Source organism: Pseudomonas poae RE*1-1-14 (assembly GCF_000336465.1).
In the GTDB taxonomy this organism is placed as follows: domain Bacteria; phylum Pseudomonadota; class Gammaproteobacteria; order Pseudomonadales; family Pseudomonadaceae; genus Aquipseudomonas; species Aquipseudomonas poae.
Genome location: NC_020209.1, coordinates 1,569,904 through 1,586,245, shown reverse-complemented (window position 1 = coordinate 1,586,245; position 16,342 = coordinate 1,569,904). Strand labels below are relative to the sequence as shown.

Genomic DNA, 16,342 nt, shown 5'->3' with positions numbered 1-16,342 from the left:
AGGGATCAATTAAACTCGATACATCGTGCACAGCTAATATTTAGAAAAACATGGAAATGTTGCATCCATGAAGCCTATGGATGTGGGGAAAATCATTGGCGAGGGATATTCGAAAGAGCTGGAACATAGTCAACAGCGCAAAGCAAGGGGAATACGTGACAACCATGGAAAACCTAAAACTGCCTATACCGAGCAATGAACATGAATAAAAAACCGAGTATATCGATCATACGTGGACTGCTATTCACTTACGACATTGAAAATACGGATGACCTAGAACGGGAAGAATTCATTTCTTCGAAGGACATAAACAACGAACAAGAGCTCATCGCGCTTTTCGAAAAACTGACAAAGCCAGAGTTTTTAGACTATACAAAACCAGAACAAGAGTGGTTCGTCAGTTCGATTGAGCACTATCTATCGACCAACGACAATTTCGATGCCGTATTTAAAAACATGGCAACCCATTTCAGCGAACCTGTTGCAGATCAACGGAAGTTCATGCAAATCCTGGTCAACTGTTTAAAACAGTACACAAGTCTTCAGAGATCAAAGTGAATACATTAACGATTGCGCCTCTATTTGCAGAGTGTAATAAACAGCACCCCAAAAAAACAGGCTCACTCAACACCGAGTGAGCCCCCACTCACCGCTTCGAAAGCTCCATAATCATCCGACTCAACAAATACACCCGCGGCACCACACTCTCCACCTCCGCATATTCCTCAGGCGTATGAATATTGCCCCCCACAATCCCGAACCCGTCCAGCGTCGGCGTGCCCACTCCGGCCGACAAACTGGCATCCGCCGCGCCGCCGCTGCCTTCAATGGTCAACTGCTTGCCCAACTCCCCATAAATGCCCTGGGCAATCGCCACCAACTTGTCGGACTCTGCCGTCTGCGGCATGGGTGGCAGACCGCGTTTGAGGCGGGTGGTCACTTCGGTGTCCGGAATCAGCTTGTTGGCTGATACGCGCACCAAGTCCTTTTCGATCCGATCAAACTCTTCCGGCAATGCTGCACGTACGTCAGCCTTGGCAGTGGCGTGGTCGGGGATAACGTTGGTGCGGTCGCCGGCGTTGATCACGGTGAAGTTGATGGTGGTTTTCTTGTCCTCGTCGCCCAGCTTGCCCAGTTGCAGGATCTGATGCGCGGCCTCCATCGCGGCGTTGCGTCCCAGTTCCGGGGCGACACCGGCGTGGGCGGCTTTGCCTTTGACGTCGACCACGGCGGTGGCGCTGCCTTTGCGCCACACCACCAGGCCATCGGCGGGTCGGCCGGGTTCCAGGTTGAGGGTGACGTCGTGGCCCTTGGCGGTTTTGCGGATCAGGTCGGACGCGATATCGGAGCCGGTCTCTTCGCTGGCATCGAGCAGAAAGGTGATTGTCGCGTAGTCCTTGAAGCCCTGGTTTTTCAGAACTTTGAGCGCGTAGATGCCGGCAACGATGCCACCCTTGTCATCCATCACGCCGGGGCCATAGGCGCGTCCGTCCTTGATGTGAAACGGGCGCTCGGCGGCCGAGCCTTCCTTGAATACCGTGTCCATATGCGCCATCAGCAGGATGTTGGCCTTGCCGCTGCCCTTGAGCGTGGCGATCACATGGCTGCTGTTGGCGGCGGCATCCGGGACGCGTTCGATGCTGAAACCAAGCTGCTTCAACTCATCGACCGCGATGTCACTGACTTGTGTCAGCCCTGGCCCGTAGCCGGAGCCCGAATCAATGTTCACCAGGCGCTCCAGCAGTTTCAGCGCTGGGCCTTTGTATTGCTCGGCATCCGCCTGAATCTGTTTATGGGGCTCGGCGCTATAGGCCGGGAGTGAGAAGGACAGCGCCAGCGTGGCGGCCAGAAGAGTACGCGGGAAGGTGAAAAGCATAAACCGATCCTTGTTAAGTGCTGGTAGGAAAAGTCACACCCTACCCCACTAAACGGACCGCAACCAACTGCCCTGTATGCAACTGACGCGGTTGCGCCCGCCGCTTTTGGCCTTGTATAGCGCGAGGTCGGCATCGTTGAGCCAACGCGTGCAATCGGCATGCTCCGCTTGATACGGCGCCAGGCCGATGCTCAAGCTGGCGCGCAAGGTCGGGTCCTGGTCATAGACCAGCGCGTTGAAACAATCACGCAGGGTATCCATCACGTCGGTGGCACGATTGAGCGGCATGCCCGGCATGATGATGCAGAACTCATCACCCCCGTAACGCCCGGCCAGATCGGTGATACGCAAGTTCTGGCGCAACACTTTGCCCAACTGACGCAGGACGATATCACCGGTGACATGGCCCTAGGTGTCGTTGATGAGTTTGAAAGGGTCGATGTCAATCAGCGCAATCACCGCGCCCTGTTGCTCGCGGCGACAGCGTTGAAATTCGATCTCCAGATGATCCTTCCACGCGCCATGGTTGAGCAAGCCGGACAGGCTGTCGGTACGGCTCAAGGCCAGCAGTTCGCGCTTATGCCGGGCCAGGGTTCGGGCCTGTCGATAGCAGATCCAGCCAAGCGCCAGCGAGTACAGCATCAGGATCGGCAGGCAGCCATAAAGCTGGGCCTGGGTCCACGCCCACACCCACGCCGATGGATCGAGGGGGTACATGCCAAACAACACGCACACAAAACCGAGCGCCAGCCCCAGCGCGCGGGATTTATACAAACGGGTAGCGAGCGGAACTCCGTTTCCTTCTGGGGCAGCCATGGTCGGGTGTGATCCTGGATGAATGACTGGAGTCTGTCAGGGCAACGGCCATTAGCCACTAATGCTTATTGGCCGGTCGCTGGCATGGGCACCGAAGGTCGAACTGGAGCCTCTGTGGCGAGCGGGCTTGCCCCGCGTTGGGGTGCGCAGCGCCCCCACTCCAGCAAAACGCGGTGTACCTGATACGGATCGGCGCCTGGTTTTGGGGCTGCTGCGCAGCCCAACGCAGGACAAGCCTGCTCGCCACAGGGAATCTGCACTTAACTGAACGGCATTAGGACAAGCCCGCTCGCCACAGGGGTAACTGGTCCATCCCCCCTGTCAGCAGCCACCCGCCAAACGCTCACGCAAAAACTCAACCAGCGCCTGCACCGGCCTGGAGCTTTGTCGATGCTGCGGGTACACCGCCGACAACGTCAGGGCCTCGGGAGCGAAATCGTCCAGCACCGTCACCAGACGGCCGTCCCGCAACGCTTCACCAACGATGAACGTCGGCAAATAGGTAACGCCCAAACCGGCGATGGCCGCGTCGCGCAGCAGGTCGCCGTTGTTCACGCGCATGCGTCCGCTGACATTCAACGCCTGCACTTTGCCTTTGAACCGCCATTGCACCTGGCGGCCATGACCATAAGGCAGGCAGTCGTGCTCGGCGAGGTCGTCGGGCTTTTGCGGCGTGCCGCGCAGGGCCAGATAGTCGGGGCTGGCGCAATACACACGGGGGATACTGGCGATGCGGCGGGCAATCAGGGTGGAGTCTTCCAGGGTGCCGATACGCAACACCAGGTCGTAGCCTTCGCCAATCAGGTCGACGGGCCGATCGCTCAAGTCGACCTCCACCGCAACGTGCGGGCAGCGCTGTAAAAACAACGGCAACAGGCAGCCCAGGTGCGCCATGGCAAACGACAATGGCGCACTCAGGCGCAGGGTGCCGCGCGGTTCGCTGTTCTGGCCGGCGATGCCCTGCTCCACTTGCTCGACATCGCTGAGCAGGCGCAGGGCCGATTCGTAGTAACTCTGGCCCAGTGGTGTGACATCCAGGCGGCGCGTGGAACGGTTGAGCAAGCGCACACCGAGGCGGTCTTCGAGCTGGATCAGGCGGCGGCTGACGAACTGCTTGGACAGGCCCAGTTGCTCGGCGGCGGCGGTGAAGCTGCCAGACTCCATCACCTGGCAGAACAGGCGCATGTCTTCAAACGGGTTCATTGTCGCTTCTCGGTAGACAGTTGGCAGGTTTATAGCGGTTAACCAGGCACACCACAAAACAAGTTGTGGGAGGGGGGCTTGTCCTCTCCCACAGGGAGCATCGGCGCGTCCAAAAACCGGTTACTTGGCAGTAAACGCCGAGTAGCTGTTCATCAGGTTGCGGTAGTTGGGGATGCGCGGCGACAGCAGGTTGGCCAGGCCTTCCATGTCGTTGCGCCAGTCAACCTGCAGCTCGCAGGCCACGCAGAACCAGTTCACCAGTTGTGCTCCGGCGGCGCTCATGCGTGCCCAGGCCGCTTGTTGCACGGTTTCGTTGAAGGTACCGGAAGCGTCAGTGACCACAAACACGTCGAAACCTTCAGCGAGAGCGCACAGCGTCGGGAACGCCACGCACACATCCGTGACCACGCCCGCGATGATGATCTGCTTGCGCCCGGTGGCCTTCACGGCGTTGACGAAATCCTCGTTGTTCCACGCGTTGATCTGGCCTGGACGCGCGATGTACGGCGCATCCGGGAACAGCGCCTTGAGCTCCGGCACCAGCGGGCCGTTGGGGCCGGCTTCGAAGCTGGTGGTGAGGATGGTCGGCAAGTTGAAGAATTTGGCGACGTCGGCCAGGGCCAGCACGTTGTTCTTGAACTCGTTGGGCGAAAAATCCTGCACCAGGGAGATCAAGCCCGTCTGGTGATCCACCAGCAGTACCACGGCATCGTCTTTGTTCAAGCGCTTGTAGGTCATGGGTTAGCTCCTTCAGGGGATTAAAAGGCAAAGCACGAGCAGCCGAACGCACCCCAGAAACCCTGGAAGTCGCTGACCGGTACGCTGGAAAGCCGCGCTGTTTCATGGCGGTGGGCATGCACGCCACAGGGGCCGCTGCACTGGTGAACCTGAGCCTGCATCGGCGCACCCGGGCGCCAATGGCCGGGCACCTTGACCACCGGCGACCAGTCCGGCAGCACCGGCACACGCGGCGGCGCGAAATCCTCGAAGTCGCCAGCGCCGTACACCACCTTGCCGCCGACCACGGTAAGCACCGACTCGATCCACTTGATGGCTTCTTCGTCGACACTGAAGAAGTCCGCCGACAAGGCGGCGACATCCGCCAACTGGCCAACCTTGATCTGGCCCTTCTTGCCCTGCTCCGACGAAAACCAGGCGCTGCCATGGGTGAACAGTTCCAGCGCAGTGAGGCGCGGCAGGCCTTCGGCGTGCAGCGCCAGGCCGCCCACGGTGCGGCCGCTGACCATCCAGTACAGCGAGGTCCATGGGTTGTAGCTCGATACGCGCGTGGCATCGGTGCCCGCCCCCACTGGCACGCCTTCGGCGAGCATGCGCTGGATCGGCGGCGTGGCTTCGGCAGCCTTGGCGCCGTAGCGCTCAACGAAGTACTCGCCCTGGAAGGCCATCCGGTCCTGGATCGCGATGCCACCGCCGAGGGCACGCACGCGCTCGATGTTTTGCGGGGTGATGGTTTCGGCGTGGTCGAAGAACCATGGCAAGCCGTTGAACGGGATGTCGCGGTTGACCTTCTCGAACACGTCGAGCATGCGCGAGATGGATTCGTCATAGGTAGCATGCAGGCGGAACGGCCAGCGCTGCTCGACCAGATGGCGCACCACTGGCTCCAGTTCCTGCTCCATGGTCAGCGGCAGGTCGGGGCGCGGTTCGAGGAAGTCTTCGAAGTCGGCCGCCGAGAACACCAGCATTTCGCCGGCGCCGTTATGGCGCAGGTAGTCATCGCCCTGGTGCAGCGTGACGCTGCCGGTCCAGTGTTTGAAGTCGCTGAGTTCTTCCTTGGGCTTCTGGGTGAACAGGTTGTAGGCGATGCGCACCGTCAGTTGCTCGTCCCTGGCCAATTGCTCGATCACCGCGTAGTCGTCGGGGTAGTTCTGGAAACCGCCACCGGCGTCGATGGCGCTGGTGAGACCCAAGCGATTGAGTTCACGCATGAACTGGCGGGTGGAGTTGACCTGATACTCCAGGGGCAGCTTCGGGCCCTTGGCCAGGGTCGCGTACAAAATCATCGCATTGGGCCGCGCTACCAGCATGCCGGTGGGGTTGCCGTGGCTGTCGCGCACAATCTCGCCGCCCGGCGGGTTCGGCGTGTCTTTGGTGTAGCCGGCCACGCGCAGGGCCGCGCGGTTGAGCAAGGCGCGGTCGTACAGGTGCAGCACGAACACCGGCGTGTCCGGCGCGGCCTGGTTCAACTCGTCCAGGGTAGGCATGCGTTTTTCGGCGAACTGGAACTCGTTCCAGCCACCGACCACGCGCACCCACTGCGGAGTGGGCGTGCGATCGGCCTGGTCCTTGAGCATGCGCAAGGCATCGGCCAGGGACGGCACGCCTTCCCAGCGCAGTTCGAGGTTGTAGTTGAGCCCGCCGCGAATCAGGTGCAGGTGCGAGTCGTTGAGACCCGGGATCACTGTGCGACCCTTGAGGTCGATGACCTGGGTGCCGCTGCCGCGCAGGGCCATGGCCTCGCCGTCGGTGCCCACCGCGACAAAGCGGCCCTCGTGGATGGCGACGGCGGTGGCGCGTGGGTTTTCACGGTCGACGGTGTGGAACTGGCCATTGAACAGGATCAGATCAGCGTTCATAGGGTTTCCTTGACAGAGGCTTCAAGCCAGGGCGCGAACATGCGGGTGGCCGCCGGCATCAACAAGTACACCACCAGTAGCACAATGGTCAGGGTGACCAGAAAGGTGGAGACCACATAATTGGACAGGAACGGGTGCAGGCGCAGAATCGGCCCCCATATAAACGGCAGGATCAAGGTCTGCGGCAGGATCACGCACAGGCTCACCACTGCCTGCTTCCAGCGCGGCGGCTTGGCCGCGCTGTCGGCAAGGGGGGTGAACCAGAACTCGTTGGCGCCGCCGACTTCGGTGTTGTCGCCGTCGGCGAGCATCGGCGCGGCTTCGTCGATCAACAGCTTGCGCTGCGCGGAGTCGAGCCACACTTCAAGGTCGTGGGTGGAGCGGTAGCGCAATACGCAGGTGAACAACGCCTGGCCGTTCTGCGTGCCACGCACCACGTCGACGCCAAGGTGGCCGGGGCGCTCGCCGGCGATGCGCACGATGCGTCGCAGCCAGGCTTCGTAGTCGGCCTCGCGACCGCGCTTGATCAGATGTTTGACCACCAGGGTAACCACTTCGTCGGGGCCGGTGCCGGATGTTGCGTCCATGGTGTTGATTCCCCTGCAGCGTTGAGCGATGGGGGAATTCTGCCGGTATTGGCCGGGCGGGAATTGGATGTATGTGCTGTAACGAGCGCTCAGTTCATCCCGTCGTCTGCTGTCGACGTCATAAGCGAGTCGCGAGCAGCGTCCCTTCAATCAGCGTGAAAAATGACACCCAGTCATTGCTGATCAACAGGTCGACTAATTGCGCTTTTTTCCATGCCATTCAATCCATTGGGCAAAGTTGGTACGCGCCGTGCAAACGTTTGCGCTACGAACCTGCCAGGCAGGTTTACGTTTACCCGACCAATCGGGTCTCAACCGCGCAGGAATAGGGATTTTCAATGCACTTGAACACAAGGCCCCGGGCCTGCTTTGGCGTTTCCATGCTCCTGGCCGCCGTTACGGGAGTACTCAGTGCACCCAGTTTGGCGCAGGAAAAACCCACCGATGACTCAGCACAGGGCGAAACCCTGAGCCCTGAAGCCAGCCCTGCGACGAAAAAGGGCGTTTATCTGTCGCAATGGTTCAACCAGGACCTGACCCTGATCGGCAGCAAAGACATCAGCTTTGGCCCCCGGCCGCAGGATGATGTGTATCTGGAATACGAATACTTCGGCCGCAAGGGCCCGTTCGAGCTGTACGGCTATGTCGACGTGCCGAAAATTCTCACCATCGGCAACAGTAACGACAAGGGCGTGTGGGACCACGGGTCGCCGGTGTTCATGGAGCATGAACCGCGCATCTCCATTGACTACCTGGCCGGCCGTAGCCTGGCCGTCGGCCCGTTCAAGGAATGGTACGTGGCGTTCGACTGGATCTACGACCACGGCAGCAACAAGGAAAACCGTGCCAACACTCTCTACAGCGGCCTGGGCACCGATATCGACACGCACTCACGGGTCAACCTCTCGGCCAACTTCTATGGCCGTTACCAGTGGGAAAACTACGGCGCCAGCAATGAATACTCGTGGGACGGCTACCGTGCGCAGATGAAGTACATCGTGCCCATCGGAACATTCGACAACGGTGCCTCGCTGACCTACATCGGCTTTACCAATTACGACTTCGGCTCGGACCTGCACAAGGACAACCCGGCGCGAACCGCCAACTCACTGGTGGCGACCAACGTTCTGCTTTACTCGTTCACGCACCTGCGTTTCACCCTGGTCGGCCGTTACTTTCACAACGGCGGCAACTGGGAAGATGGCAGCGAGCTGAATTTCGGCGAAGGCAACTTTCGCGCACGCTCGGACGGCTGGGGTTACTACGCCGGCGTGGGCTATCAATTCTGATCAAGGAGTTTTGGATGAAAGCGTTTACCCGTGTGTCGATCGCCATGAGCCTCGCGCTGCTGCCATCTGTGGTGCTGGCACAGACCGCACCGATCAAACCCAAGGTGATGCTGATCACCATGTTCGCTCCAGAGGCGCAAACCTGGATCGATCGCCTGGCACTCAAGCAAGAAGTCCGGGTGCCCGGCCTGTCCGCCGAATACCCGGTGATTCGCTGCAACACCCAGGACGTGTGCCTGTTGGTGACCGGCATGGGCCAGACCAACGCGGCAGCGTCGACGCTGGCACTGGCGTTGTCGCCCAAGTTCGACCTGCGCCAGAGTTACTTCCTGATCGCCGGAATCGCCGGCATCAGCCCCAAACACGGCACCCTCGGCACGGCGGCCTGGGCCCATTATCTGGTGGAGTTCGGCACCCAGTGGGAGCTGGATTCGCGGGACGTGCCCAAGGACTGGCCCACCGGTTATATCGGCATTAACACCAAGGGGCCCAACGAAAAACCACCGTTGGACTACAAGACCGAAGTGTTCGAGCTGAACCCCAAGCTGCAGGCCAAGGCCTTTGCGCTGTCGCACAAGGTCACGCTTTCCGAAAGCAAGGAATCGGCGGCCTGGCGCCAGCACTACCCCGCCGCTCCCGCCAACCAGCCGCCGCAGGTGACCCGTTGCGACACCCTGGCGGGCAACACCTGGTTTTCCGGCACGCGCCTGAGCGAGCGCGCCGAGGTGTGGACCAAGCTGCTCACCGACAACAAAGGCGAGTACTGCACCACGCAACAGGAAGACAACTCCACTTACGAAGCCTTGCTGCGCGCCAGCCGTGAAGGCCTGGTAGACATCCAGCGCCTGGCCGTGGTGCGCGCGGGGTCGGACTTTGACCGCCCGTATCCGGGCTACAGCGAGGTGGACAACCTGCTCAAATACGCCGACCAGGGCGGCTTTGTGCCGGCGCTGGAAAACCTCTATCGCACCGGTAACCCGCTGGTGCAGGCGATCCTAAACAACTGGTCGGCGTGGGAAAAAGGCGTACCCGAGGCCGAGTAATCTACAACGCTTCCAGCCCCCCCGAATGCCCCTGTGGCGAGCGGGTTTACTGTGGTGAGTGGGCTTACTCTGGTGAGTGGGCTTACTGTGGCGAGCGGGCTTGCCCCGCGTTGGGGTGCGAAGCGCCCCCAATTAAGTCGCATGCGGTGTACCTGACACTGCTCAGCGCCTGGTTGTGGGGCTGCTGCGCAGCCCAACGCAGGACAAGCCTGATTGCCACAGGGAATCTGCGCTTAACTGAACGGCGTTAAGGCTAGCCCGCTCGCCACAAAATGCGCTGTCTATTGAGATTAGTGAATTTTTAACCTCCATGAAGATCACTTGCTTACATCACAAACCTGGCAATGGCGCCACTCGGATGCGCCCCCAGGCTTGATCAAGGAGAAAAATCATGGACTTATCAGCACAGGTCAACGGCAAGGCGCAGATTGACTACACCCAGGACACGTTGTTCGGGCCGCTGGCCAAACATGCGGAATGCCAGGTCAGCGTGCAGCAAGAATCCGACTGCCTGATACTCAAGGTGCTCCAACCCCTGCCCGACGACCTGCATCACGCGCAGACGGTGGTGTTCGCACTGGAGGGCAAGCGCACCAGCGCCGTGGTCAAGCACCGCAAGCGCCTGTCCGATCACAGCTTGCGTCTGGAGCTGGAAACCCAGTAGCCAAGCTGAATGCAATCGCAATTGTGGGAGGGGCCAAGCCCCTCCCACATTTTGAATAGAGCCAGCCAGGAAAACGTCGGTCGATTCAAGACCGACGCGCTCCGAAGCTGGCGAGCATTCAGCCATGGGCCGACTTGGCACACTCACAATTAGCCGACGCAGCACACGGCTCACCATGGGCGTGATGCTGGGCACAGCCCTCACAGCAGTAGCCCTTACCGTCTTTCATTACCGCATCGACACCCAACACGCACTTGCAGTGTGGGCAGGCACAGGTTTGATCTGGCATGGTCAGACTCCTTCTTCATGGTCGTCATGGCGCGGCGAACGCCGCCACCTTAAGCAGTGACTGTGGCCCGCCGCGGATGGTTCAAACCATCACTCGCTGCGCGCATTGCTGCGATACATGAACACCAGCGCCAGCGCCAGGCAGACCATCGCCACGATGCGGCTGCCCGACAATTCAATGGCCGGATTCCCCAGCCAGCCGAAGTTGTCGATCAGCATGCCCATCGCCAATTGCCCGGTGATCACCGCCACTGTGGCGACGGCCGTGCCGACCACCGGCACCGCGCCCACCATCACAATCATATAAACCACGCCGAACAGCGCGCCGGTGAGTTGCCATTTCGGAACGTCCAACAGGCTCACGGCGTGCGCCGGTTCGAAGAAGAAAATCAGCAACGCCGTTACCAGTGCGCCGATGCCAAAGGTCACCAGACTGCTGCGCAGCACGCCGACCGTCTGTCCCAGGCGTCCGTTGATCGCCGCCTGCACGCTCAAAACCGCGCCTGCGGCAACCACGACCACCAGTAATAAAATCAGATTCATCGCCTCAACCCCGCGCAATCAAAACAAGTGCCACCACAATCAACGCCAGGGCAATCCAGCGTTCACCATTGACCCGCTTGCGGGCCGTGCCGAACCAGCCAAAGTGGTCGATCAACACGCTCTTGCCCACCTGACCCGAGAGAATCGCGATCATGGTCATGGCAATCCCGATGTGCGGCGTGGCCAGGGTCAGCACCACCACGTAGATCGGCCCCAAAAAACCACCGATCAACTGCCAGCGCGGCAGCTCGCTCAACGCCGGGCCCTTGCGCGCGCCGCTGAAAAACAGCAGCAGAAACAGCAGCGCCGAACCCACCCCGAAAATGCTCAAGGTCGCCCACAGATGCCCCACCTGCTCACCCAGCGGGCCGAGCAAACCCGCCTCCATCGACAGCCCCATGCCCGCCAGAATCACCAGCGGCAACAGCAGCAGCTTCAAAATGTTTCGTTTTGGCTTGACCTGCGCCACGCCCTCGACAGAACTTGCCTGCATACATCACCTGCGCTTCAACAAAAAGTGGATGGCGCGCATTATCCAGTGGCCGCCCTGTGCGATAAATGGGAGCATGCGGACAACACCTTTGCGCAATACGCACAACCAGGAGACCGGATGCAGGGTTTGAATGAGCTGAGCTTCAAGGCGCTGCGCCTGTTCGTCGCCGTGCTGGACCATGGCAGTTTTTCTGAAGTGGCCCGCCGCGAAGGCCTTGCGCCCTCCTCCATTTCCCGACAGGTCCAGTTGATGGAGCAGGCCCTCGGCCAGCAATTGCTCTACCGGCACACCCGCGCGGTGAGCCCCACCGAGGCCGGGCGCCTGCTCGGGCGGCATGCACGCTTGATGCTGGAACAACTGGAAGCCGCCGGCCAGGCCCTGCAGGAACAGGAAAGCGAACCCAGCGGCCTGGTGCGCATCAATGCCCCGATGGTGTTCGGCCAGCGTCACCTGTCGCCCTGGCTGGGCGAGCTGTGCCGGCGTTACCCCAAGCTGCAACTGGACATCCAGCAAACCGACACCTTTGTCGACCCGCTGCAGGATGGCACCGACCTGCTGTTTCGCATCGGCGTACTCAACGACTCCGGCATGCAGGCACGCATCTTCGCGCCCCAGCGGTTTCGTCTCGCTGCCAGCCCCGCTTATCTGGCGCAGCACGGCACGCCCAGCCACCCCGATGAACTGCTCAACCACCACTGCCTGGCCTACAAGGGCGTCACCGGCCAGCAACGCTGGTTCTTCCGCCGCGCCCAGGGCGAATGGACGCCCTACAGCGTCAAAGGCCCGATCACCGGCAACCACGCCGACACCCTCACCCACGCCGCAGAACAGGGCCTGGGATTCGTGGTATTTCCATCATGGCTGATCGGCGAGAGCCTGCGCGCCGGAACCTTGCAGGCGGTGCTGAGCGACTACGAGGTGGCCACCACCCTCGAACCGCAACAGATCGCCGCGCTGTGGCCGGGTAGCCGACGGTTGTCGCTGAAGGTGCGTACGGTGATCGATTACTTTGCGGCGTGTTTTGGGACGGTGCCGTATTGGGATCGTTGAGCGTTCAGGCGACGCGGGCGTTATGCGTGAGGAAATTTCCTAGTAGGAAAAGTAGTCCGGGTCCGATTTTACGGGCCACTATTTATGACACCCGTCTTCAAGAGGCAGACTCCAGCAACGTCCTTCTTCGGAGAGTTGCCATGAGTGTCCTGTACTACAAAAAAATACGATCTGGCCGGTCTGACAGCTGTCTACCCGTCTTTGATAGCTCAACTGGTTTTGGCTATATTTGGCCAAAACATGGAGAGAACTCTATGGTTACCGTACCGCTGGGCGAAGCAAAGAATAATCTGTCAAAACTGGTTGATGAGGCCGCCGCTGGCAACATCATCACCATCGCCAAGCATGGGCGCGCAATGGCCCAACTCGTTCCGATGACCAAGCCCAAAGGCAAGAGGGTTGGCGCAATGAAGGGGAAACTCGCCATCCCGGACGACTTTGACGCTCCCCTACCGGACGATCTGCTGGATTCGTTTCACGGCAAGGCGTCATGAGGGTCCTGTTGGACACTCACATCCTGCTTTGGGCACTCAGTGGCGATCCCAAACTGTCCAGCAAAGCACGAAAGCTCATCGAAAATGCAGCCGACGTTTACATCAGCGCGGCGACATTCTGGGAGATGGCAATCAAGGTAAGCCTGGGAAAGCTCCATGTCGATCTGGACGAAATTCGTGGGTACTGCCTGGAGAGCGGTGTCGTCGAATTAGCCATCACCTCCGAGCATGCCATCGCGGTAAAGGATCTGAAGCATCATCACAAAGACCCTTTCGATCGACTTATCGTTGCAACCGCCATCAGCGAACCGATGAGACTATTGACCACCGATCCGCAGGTTGCTCAGTACACATCGCTGGCGATCCTCGTCTAGATCACCCCGACACTCGGATACTCAGATCAAAACAACCATTGCCCAATCAACCACGCATTCGCCCCGCTGATCACCGCAAACAGGAACCACGCCAGCAACCGCGTGGGCAGGCGATTGACGAACGGGCCCATCAGTTGCTTGTCACCTGTCATGCGAATCAACGGGTACAGCGCAAACGGCAACTGCAGGCTGAGCACCACCTGGCTGAGAATCAGCAGTTTGCCGATGGCATCGTCGCCCATCAGCCACACCCCGAGGAATGCAGGGATCAACGCCAGGCCGCGGGTGATCAGGCGTCGTTGCCAGCAAGGAATACGCAGGTTCAGGTAGCCCTCCATGATCACCTGCCCGGCGATGGTGCCGGTAAAGGTGGAGCTTTGCCCGGAGGCGAGCAACGCGATGCCGAACAGGATGCTGGCAAACGCGCCGCCCACCAGTGGGTCGAGCAGATGGTAAGCGTCCTGGATTTCCACAACACCGGTGTGGCCGGTCTTGTGGAAAGCGGCGGCGGCCAGTACCAGGATCGCGGCATTGACCAGCAGCGCCAGCGCCAGCGAGCCAATGGTGTCGATACGTGCCAGCTTGACCGCGTCCTGCTTGCTGGCCAGGTCCTTGCCGATCATCCGGGTCTGCACGATCGAGCTGTGCAGGTAGAGGTTATGGGGCATGACCGTGGCGCCAAGGATGCCGATGGCCAGGTACAACGGCGCCGCATCGCTGATGGCCGAGAGCGACGGGGTGAACCCGCTCAACACATCCGGCCAGTATGGTTTGATCAGCACCAGCTCGATAAAGAAACACACGCCGATGGTTGCAACCAGCGCCAGCATGATCGCTTCCAGGCGGCGAAAACCACGATTTTGCAGGGCCAGGATCAGCAAGGTGTCGAAGGCGGTGATGACAATACCGGTGGTCAGCGACACCCCAAGCAGCAGGTGAAACGCCAGCGCGCAGCCGAGCACTTCGGCGAGGTCGGTGGCAATGATGGAGATTTCGGCCAATACCCACTGAGTGCGGGCCGAACGTTTGCTGTAGCGCTCACGGCACAGCTGCGCCAGGTCCTTGCCGGTGGCAATGCCGAGCCGCGAGCACAGGCACTGCACCGCCATCCCCGCGAGGCTGGCCAGCAGCACCACAAACAGCAGGTTGTAGCCGTAACGCGAACCGGCCTCGATGGCCGTGGCCCAGTTGCCCGGGTCCATATAGCCGATGGAGATGAGCAGGCCAGGTCCAGCGAACATCAGCGCGCGCTTGAAGAACGACGCCTTGGGGTCAACGGCAACGGAGCCGGCCACTTCCGGCGGGCAGAACGGGGCGGTAGCGATTTTGGGCAGGCTGAATTTCACGCGCGATTCCAGGTAAACACACAAGACAGGCACGCAGCTTAGCAGTCAGACACAACCGTGCGCATCACCGTGTCCCGGGGCAGATCGAACGCTTCGACCACCTGCACCACCAGGTCCAGCTCCTGGTTCAAGGCTTCGCGCTCCATGCGCTGGCGAATCACCCCCACCACCAACACCGCAAGGGTGGTGATGGAGTACGCAGGGCCTGAGAATGCCCGCACGCCACTGACCAGCAACACCGCCGCCGCAAGCGCCTGGCCCACCACCGGAATCGCCGAAGCGGCGCCGCGTCGCAGCATGAACCCGCTCAGCCCCGCCAGCGCAGTGCCGCTCAAGGCGGCAGTGGCCGAGCGGCCGACGGCGAAGCGACTGAACAGGCCCTGCTCCTTTTGCGCCGCGGCCCGCAGTTCGGCGTCGAACAGCTGACGGTCAGCCTGACTGAGTTTGTCCTTGTACTGCTCGATCAGTTTCTCGGCGACCTGCGCTTCAAGGTCGGCAAGCGCAACGCTGGCGATCGGCTCGTCGCCTTTGATCCCGAGCCGCCCCGCCACGTCCTGGGCAATCTGGCGATAATTCACGCCATGCCCGCGGGCAATGTTCATCAGGCTGTCGCCGCCCATGCGCTGCAGTTCAATGGCGAGCCTGCGGGGGTCGCGCACCGAGGCGTCAATCGAGGCACTGCGCTTTTGCGACATCAGCTCGGCCAAAAACTTCAACTCATCCGGACGGGCCTGCATCAGCACGGGGAACAGGTCGATATCCTCTTCGGCAAACCGCACTTGGCTGCTGCGCGGGTCAAAGCGCATCATGCCGCGCCGCTCCTGCAACAGATCGGTGTACTGCACCACTGTCTTCAACTGCGGCCAATACGCCGCATGGTCGAAGCTGGCCAGGTGCACATTGGTCAACTTGGTCTTGAGCGCAGGCGTGACGGGGATGGCATAGCGGCCAATACAGCGCTCGGTGTCGGGCTTCATCGCCAGAGCCCAGTCCTTGCTGGAGTGGCAATTGATGACACGCCCGGTCAATGGCGCCGCCACTTGCTCCCAGGGGCTGGATGTACAGATTGCGCCGCCCATCAGCAGCACATTGTTCAGCGGCAGCTCGCGCGCGGTTTCAGGGCTGGCGAGCAGGCTTTTGACAAGAATGCGCGCGCCCAGGGAATGACCGATCAGGTTGATGCGGCGCACCGTCAGTGATTCGCGGTGGAGGTAGTTGGCCAGCTCCGGCAGCAAGCTTTTGGCGACCTCATCCACTCGCGTCTCGACGCTTTTATAGTGGTCGAGAAAATACGCAATCGCCTTGCCCAGCCCAACGGTTGCCGCGCCCAGGCCACCACCGCCGAGCATCGAAGCGATCACGTCCTTGAACGGCGCAAACAGGTTTTCCAGAAAATGTCCGGCCGGCCAGAACAGCATCAGGTTGGTGGAGCCTTCGATACCTGCCAGTTGCTGCTTGAAGTGACCCAACTGCTGCTGGTTGAAGAAGGCTGAATAACCGTGGACATAGAGATTGAGCACATCGCCCTGAGGCTCGCCACACAATACAAACGTGGGCTTGCGGGTACGGTGCATTTCATCCCACTGCTGCTGCATGGGGCGGTGACTCCTGGCGACGATGGAGGGCGATGGTAACAAAGGGCAGCCAGGGGCAATGTGAAAAAAACATGGATATTGCGG

General features: G+C 60.6%; 17 protein-coding genes and 1 pseudogene. 7 read left to right on the top strand and 11 right to left on the bottom strand.

All coding sequences use genetic code 11. The features are described from left to right. Nucleotides 1-201 precede the first annotated feature (201 nt). Entirely contained in the window at nucleotides 202-558 is a 357-nt protein-coding gene (locus H045_RS07175; RefSeq protein ID WP_015371878.1) for a hypothetical protein, read from the top strand. Between the two features lie 88 nt (nucleotides 559-646). On the opposite strand, the gene H045_RS07170 is transcribed toward H045_RS07175, so the two are convergent. From H045_RS07170 to H045_RS07145, 6 genes and pseudogenes are all read right to left on the bottom strand, one after another. Further along, complete coding sequence (locus H045_RS07170; RefSeq protein ID WP_015371877.1) at nucleotides 647-1,876, bottom strand: M20/M25/M40 family metallo-hydrolase; 1,230 nt, start codon at nucleotides 1,874-1,876, stop codon at nucleotides 647-649. Nucleotides 1,877-1,924: 48 nt separating this feature from the next. Then, nucleotides 1,925-2,692: pseudogene (locus H045_RS07165) on the bottom strand (GGDEF domain-containing protein). Between the two features lie 321 nt (nucleotides 2,693-3,013). Next, nucleotides 3,014-3,895 carry a LysR family transcriptional regulator gene (locus H045_RS07160; RefSeq protein ID WP_015371876.1) on the bottom strand — a complete coding sequence of 294 codons (882 nt, stop codon included), beginning with the start codon at nucleotides 3,893-3,895 and terminating at the stop codon, nucleotides 3,014-3,016. A 120-nt stretch (nucleotides 3,896-4,015) separates the two neighbouring features. Next, entirely contained in the window at nucleotides 4,016-4,633 is a 618-nt protein-coding gene (gene ycaC, locus H045_RS07155) for an isochorismate family cysteine hydrolase YcaC (RefSeq protein WP_015371875.1), read from the bottom strand. 20 nt (nucleotides 4,634-4,653) lie between these two features. Next, nucleotides 4,654-6,492 (bottom strand): amidohydrolase, encoded by a 1,839-nt coding sequence (locus tag H045_RS07150; protein ID WP_015371874.1) that lies wholly within the window; start codon nucleotides 6,490-6,492, stop codon nucleotides 4,654-4,656. After that, on the bottom strand, nucleotides 6,489-7,079 hold the full coding sequence (locus H045_RS07145) for a putative antibiotic biosynthesis monooxygenase (protein ID WP_015371873.1): 591 nt from the start codon (nucleotides 7,077-7,079) through the stop codon (nucleotides 6,489-6,491). Before H045_RS07145 ends, H045_RS07150 begins: the two co-directional genes overlap by 4 nt. Nucleotides 7,080-7,459: 380 nt before the next feature. On the opposite strand from H045_RS07145, the gene H045_RS07140 reads away from it, so the two are divergent. The 3 genes from H045_RS07140 to H045_RS07130 all read left to right on the top strand — a co-directional run bounded on the left by H045_RS07140 (nucleotide 7,460) and on the right by H045_RS07130 (nucleotide 10,075). Beyond that, complete coding sequence (locus H045_RS07140) at nucleotides 7,460-8,368, top strand: nucleoside-specific channel-forming protein Tsx (RefSeq protein ID WP_231981989.1); 909 nt, start codon at nucleotides 7,460-7,462, stop codon at nucleotides 8,366-8,368. A 14-nt stretch (nucleotides 8,369-8,382) separates the two neighbouring features. Further along, nucleotides 8,383-9,411, top strand: coding sequence for a purine-nucleoside phosphorylase (locus tag H045_RS07135; protein ID WP_003235607.1), 1,029 nt, complete (start codon nucleotides 8,383-8,385; stop codon nucleotides 9,409-9,411). Between the two features lie 391 nt (nucleotides 9,412-9,802). Next, on the top strand, nucleotides 9,803-10,075 hold the full coding sequence (locus H045_RS07130) for a hypothetical protein (protein ID WP_003235605.1): 273 nt from the start codon (nucleotides 9,803-9,805) through the stop codon (nucleotides 10,073-10,075). 118 nt (nucleotides 10,076-10,193) lie between these two features. On the opposite strand, the gene H045_RS24380 is transcribed toward H045_RS07130, so the two are convergent. The 3 genes from H045_RS24380 to H045_RS07120 all read right to left on the bottom strand — a co-directional run bounded on the left by H045_RS24380 (nucleotide 10,194) and on the right by H045_RS07120 (nucleotide 11,399). Beyond that, nucleotides 10,194-10,364, bottom strand: coding sequence for a putative metallothionein (locus H045_RS24380; protein ID WP_003235603.1), 171 nt, complete (start codon nucleotides 10,362-10,364; stop codon nucleotides 10,194-10,196). Nucleotides 10,365-10,453: 89 nt separating this feature from the next. Further along, the gene (locus tag H045_RS07125) at nucleotides 10,454-10,906 is read right to left on the bottom strand and encodes a DMT family transporter (RefSeq protein WP_015371872.1); all 453 of its coding nucleotides are present in this window, start codon (nucleotides 10,904-10,906) and stop codon (nucleotides 10,454-10,456) included. A gap of 4 nt (nucleotides 10,907-10,910) precedes the next feature. After that, nucleotides 10,911-11,399, bottom strand: coding sequence for a DMT family transporter (locus H045_RS07120; protein WP_041931456.1), 489 nt, complete (start codon nucleotides 11,397-11,399; stop codon nucleotides 10,911-10,913). A gap of 117 nt (nucleotides 11,400-11,516) precedes the next feature. On the opposite strand from H045_RS07120, the gene H045_RS07115 reads away from it, so the two are divergent. From H045_RS07115 to H045_RS07105, 3 genes are all read left to right on the top strand, one after another. Further along, nucleotides 11,517-12,449: a LysR family transcriptional regulator gene (locus H045_RS07115; protein ID WP_003235598.1), complete on the top strand. Its 933-nt coding sequence runs from the start codon at nucleotides 11,517-11,519 to the stop codon at nucleotides 12,447-12,449. Nucleotides 12,450-12,703: 254 nt separating this feature from the next. Then, a complete protein-coding gene (locus H045_RS07110) occupies nucleotides 12,704-12,943 on the top strand; it encodes a type II toxin-antitoxin system Phd/YefM family antitoxin (RefSeq protein WP_015371871.1) in 240 nt (79 codons plus the stop codon). Continuing rightward, nucleotides 12,940-13,317 (top strand): type II toxin-antitoxin system VapC family toxin, encoded by a 378-nt coding sequence (locus H045_RS07105; protein WP_015371870.1) that lies wholly within the window; start codon nucleotides 12,940-12,942, stop codon nucleotides 13,315-13,317. The genes H045_RS07110 and H045_RS07105 overlap by 4 nt, the downstream gene beginning before the upstream one ends. Nucleotides 13,318-13,343: 26 nt before the next feature. Here the strand turns inward: H045_RS07105 and H045_RS07100 are convergent, their stop codons facing one another. Together H045_RS07100 and H045_RS07095 are read right to left on the bottom strand one after the other, a co-directional pair. Beyond that, nucleotides 13,344-14,663 (bottom strand): Nramp family divalent metal transporter, encoded by a 1,320-nt coding sequence (locus H045_RS07100; protein WP_015371869.1) that lies wholly within the window; start codon nucleotides 14,661-14,663, stop codon nucleotides 13,344-13,346. A gap of 38 nt (nucleotides 14,664-14,701) precedes the next feature. Further along, nucleotides 14,702-16,258 (bottom strand): DUF726 domain-containing protein, encoded by a 1,557-nt coding sequence (locus tag H045_RS07095; protein WP_015371868.1) that lies wholly within the window; start codon nucleotides 16,256-16,258, stop codon nucleotides 14,702-14,704. Nucleotides 16,259-16,342: the final 84 nt, after the last annotated feature.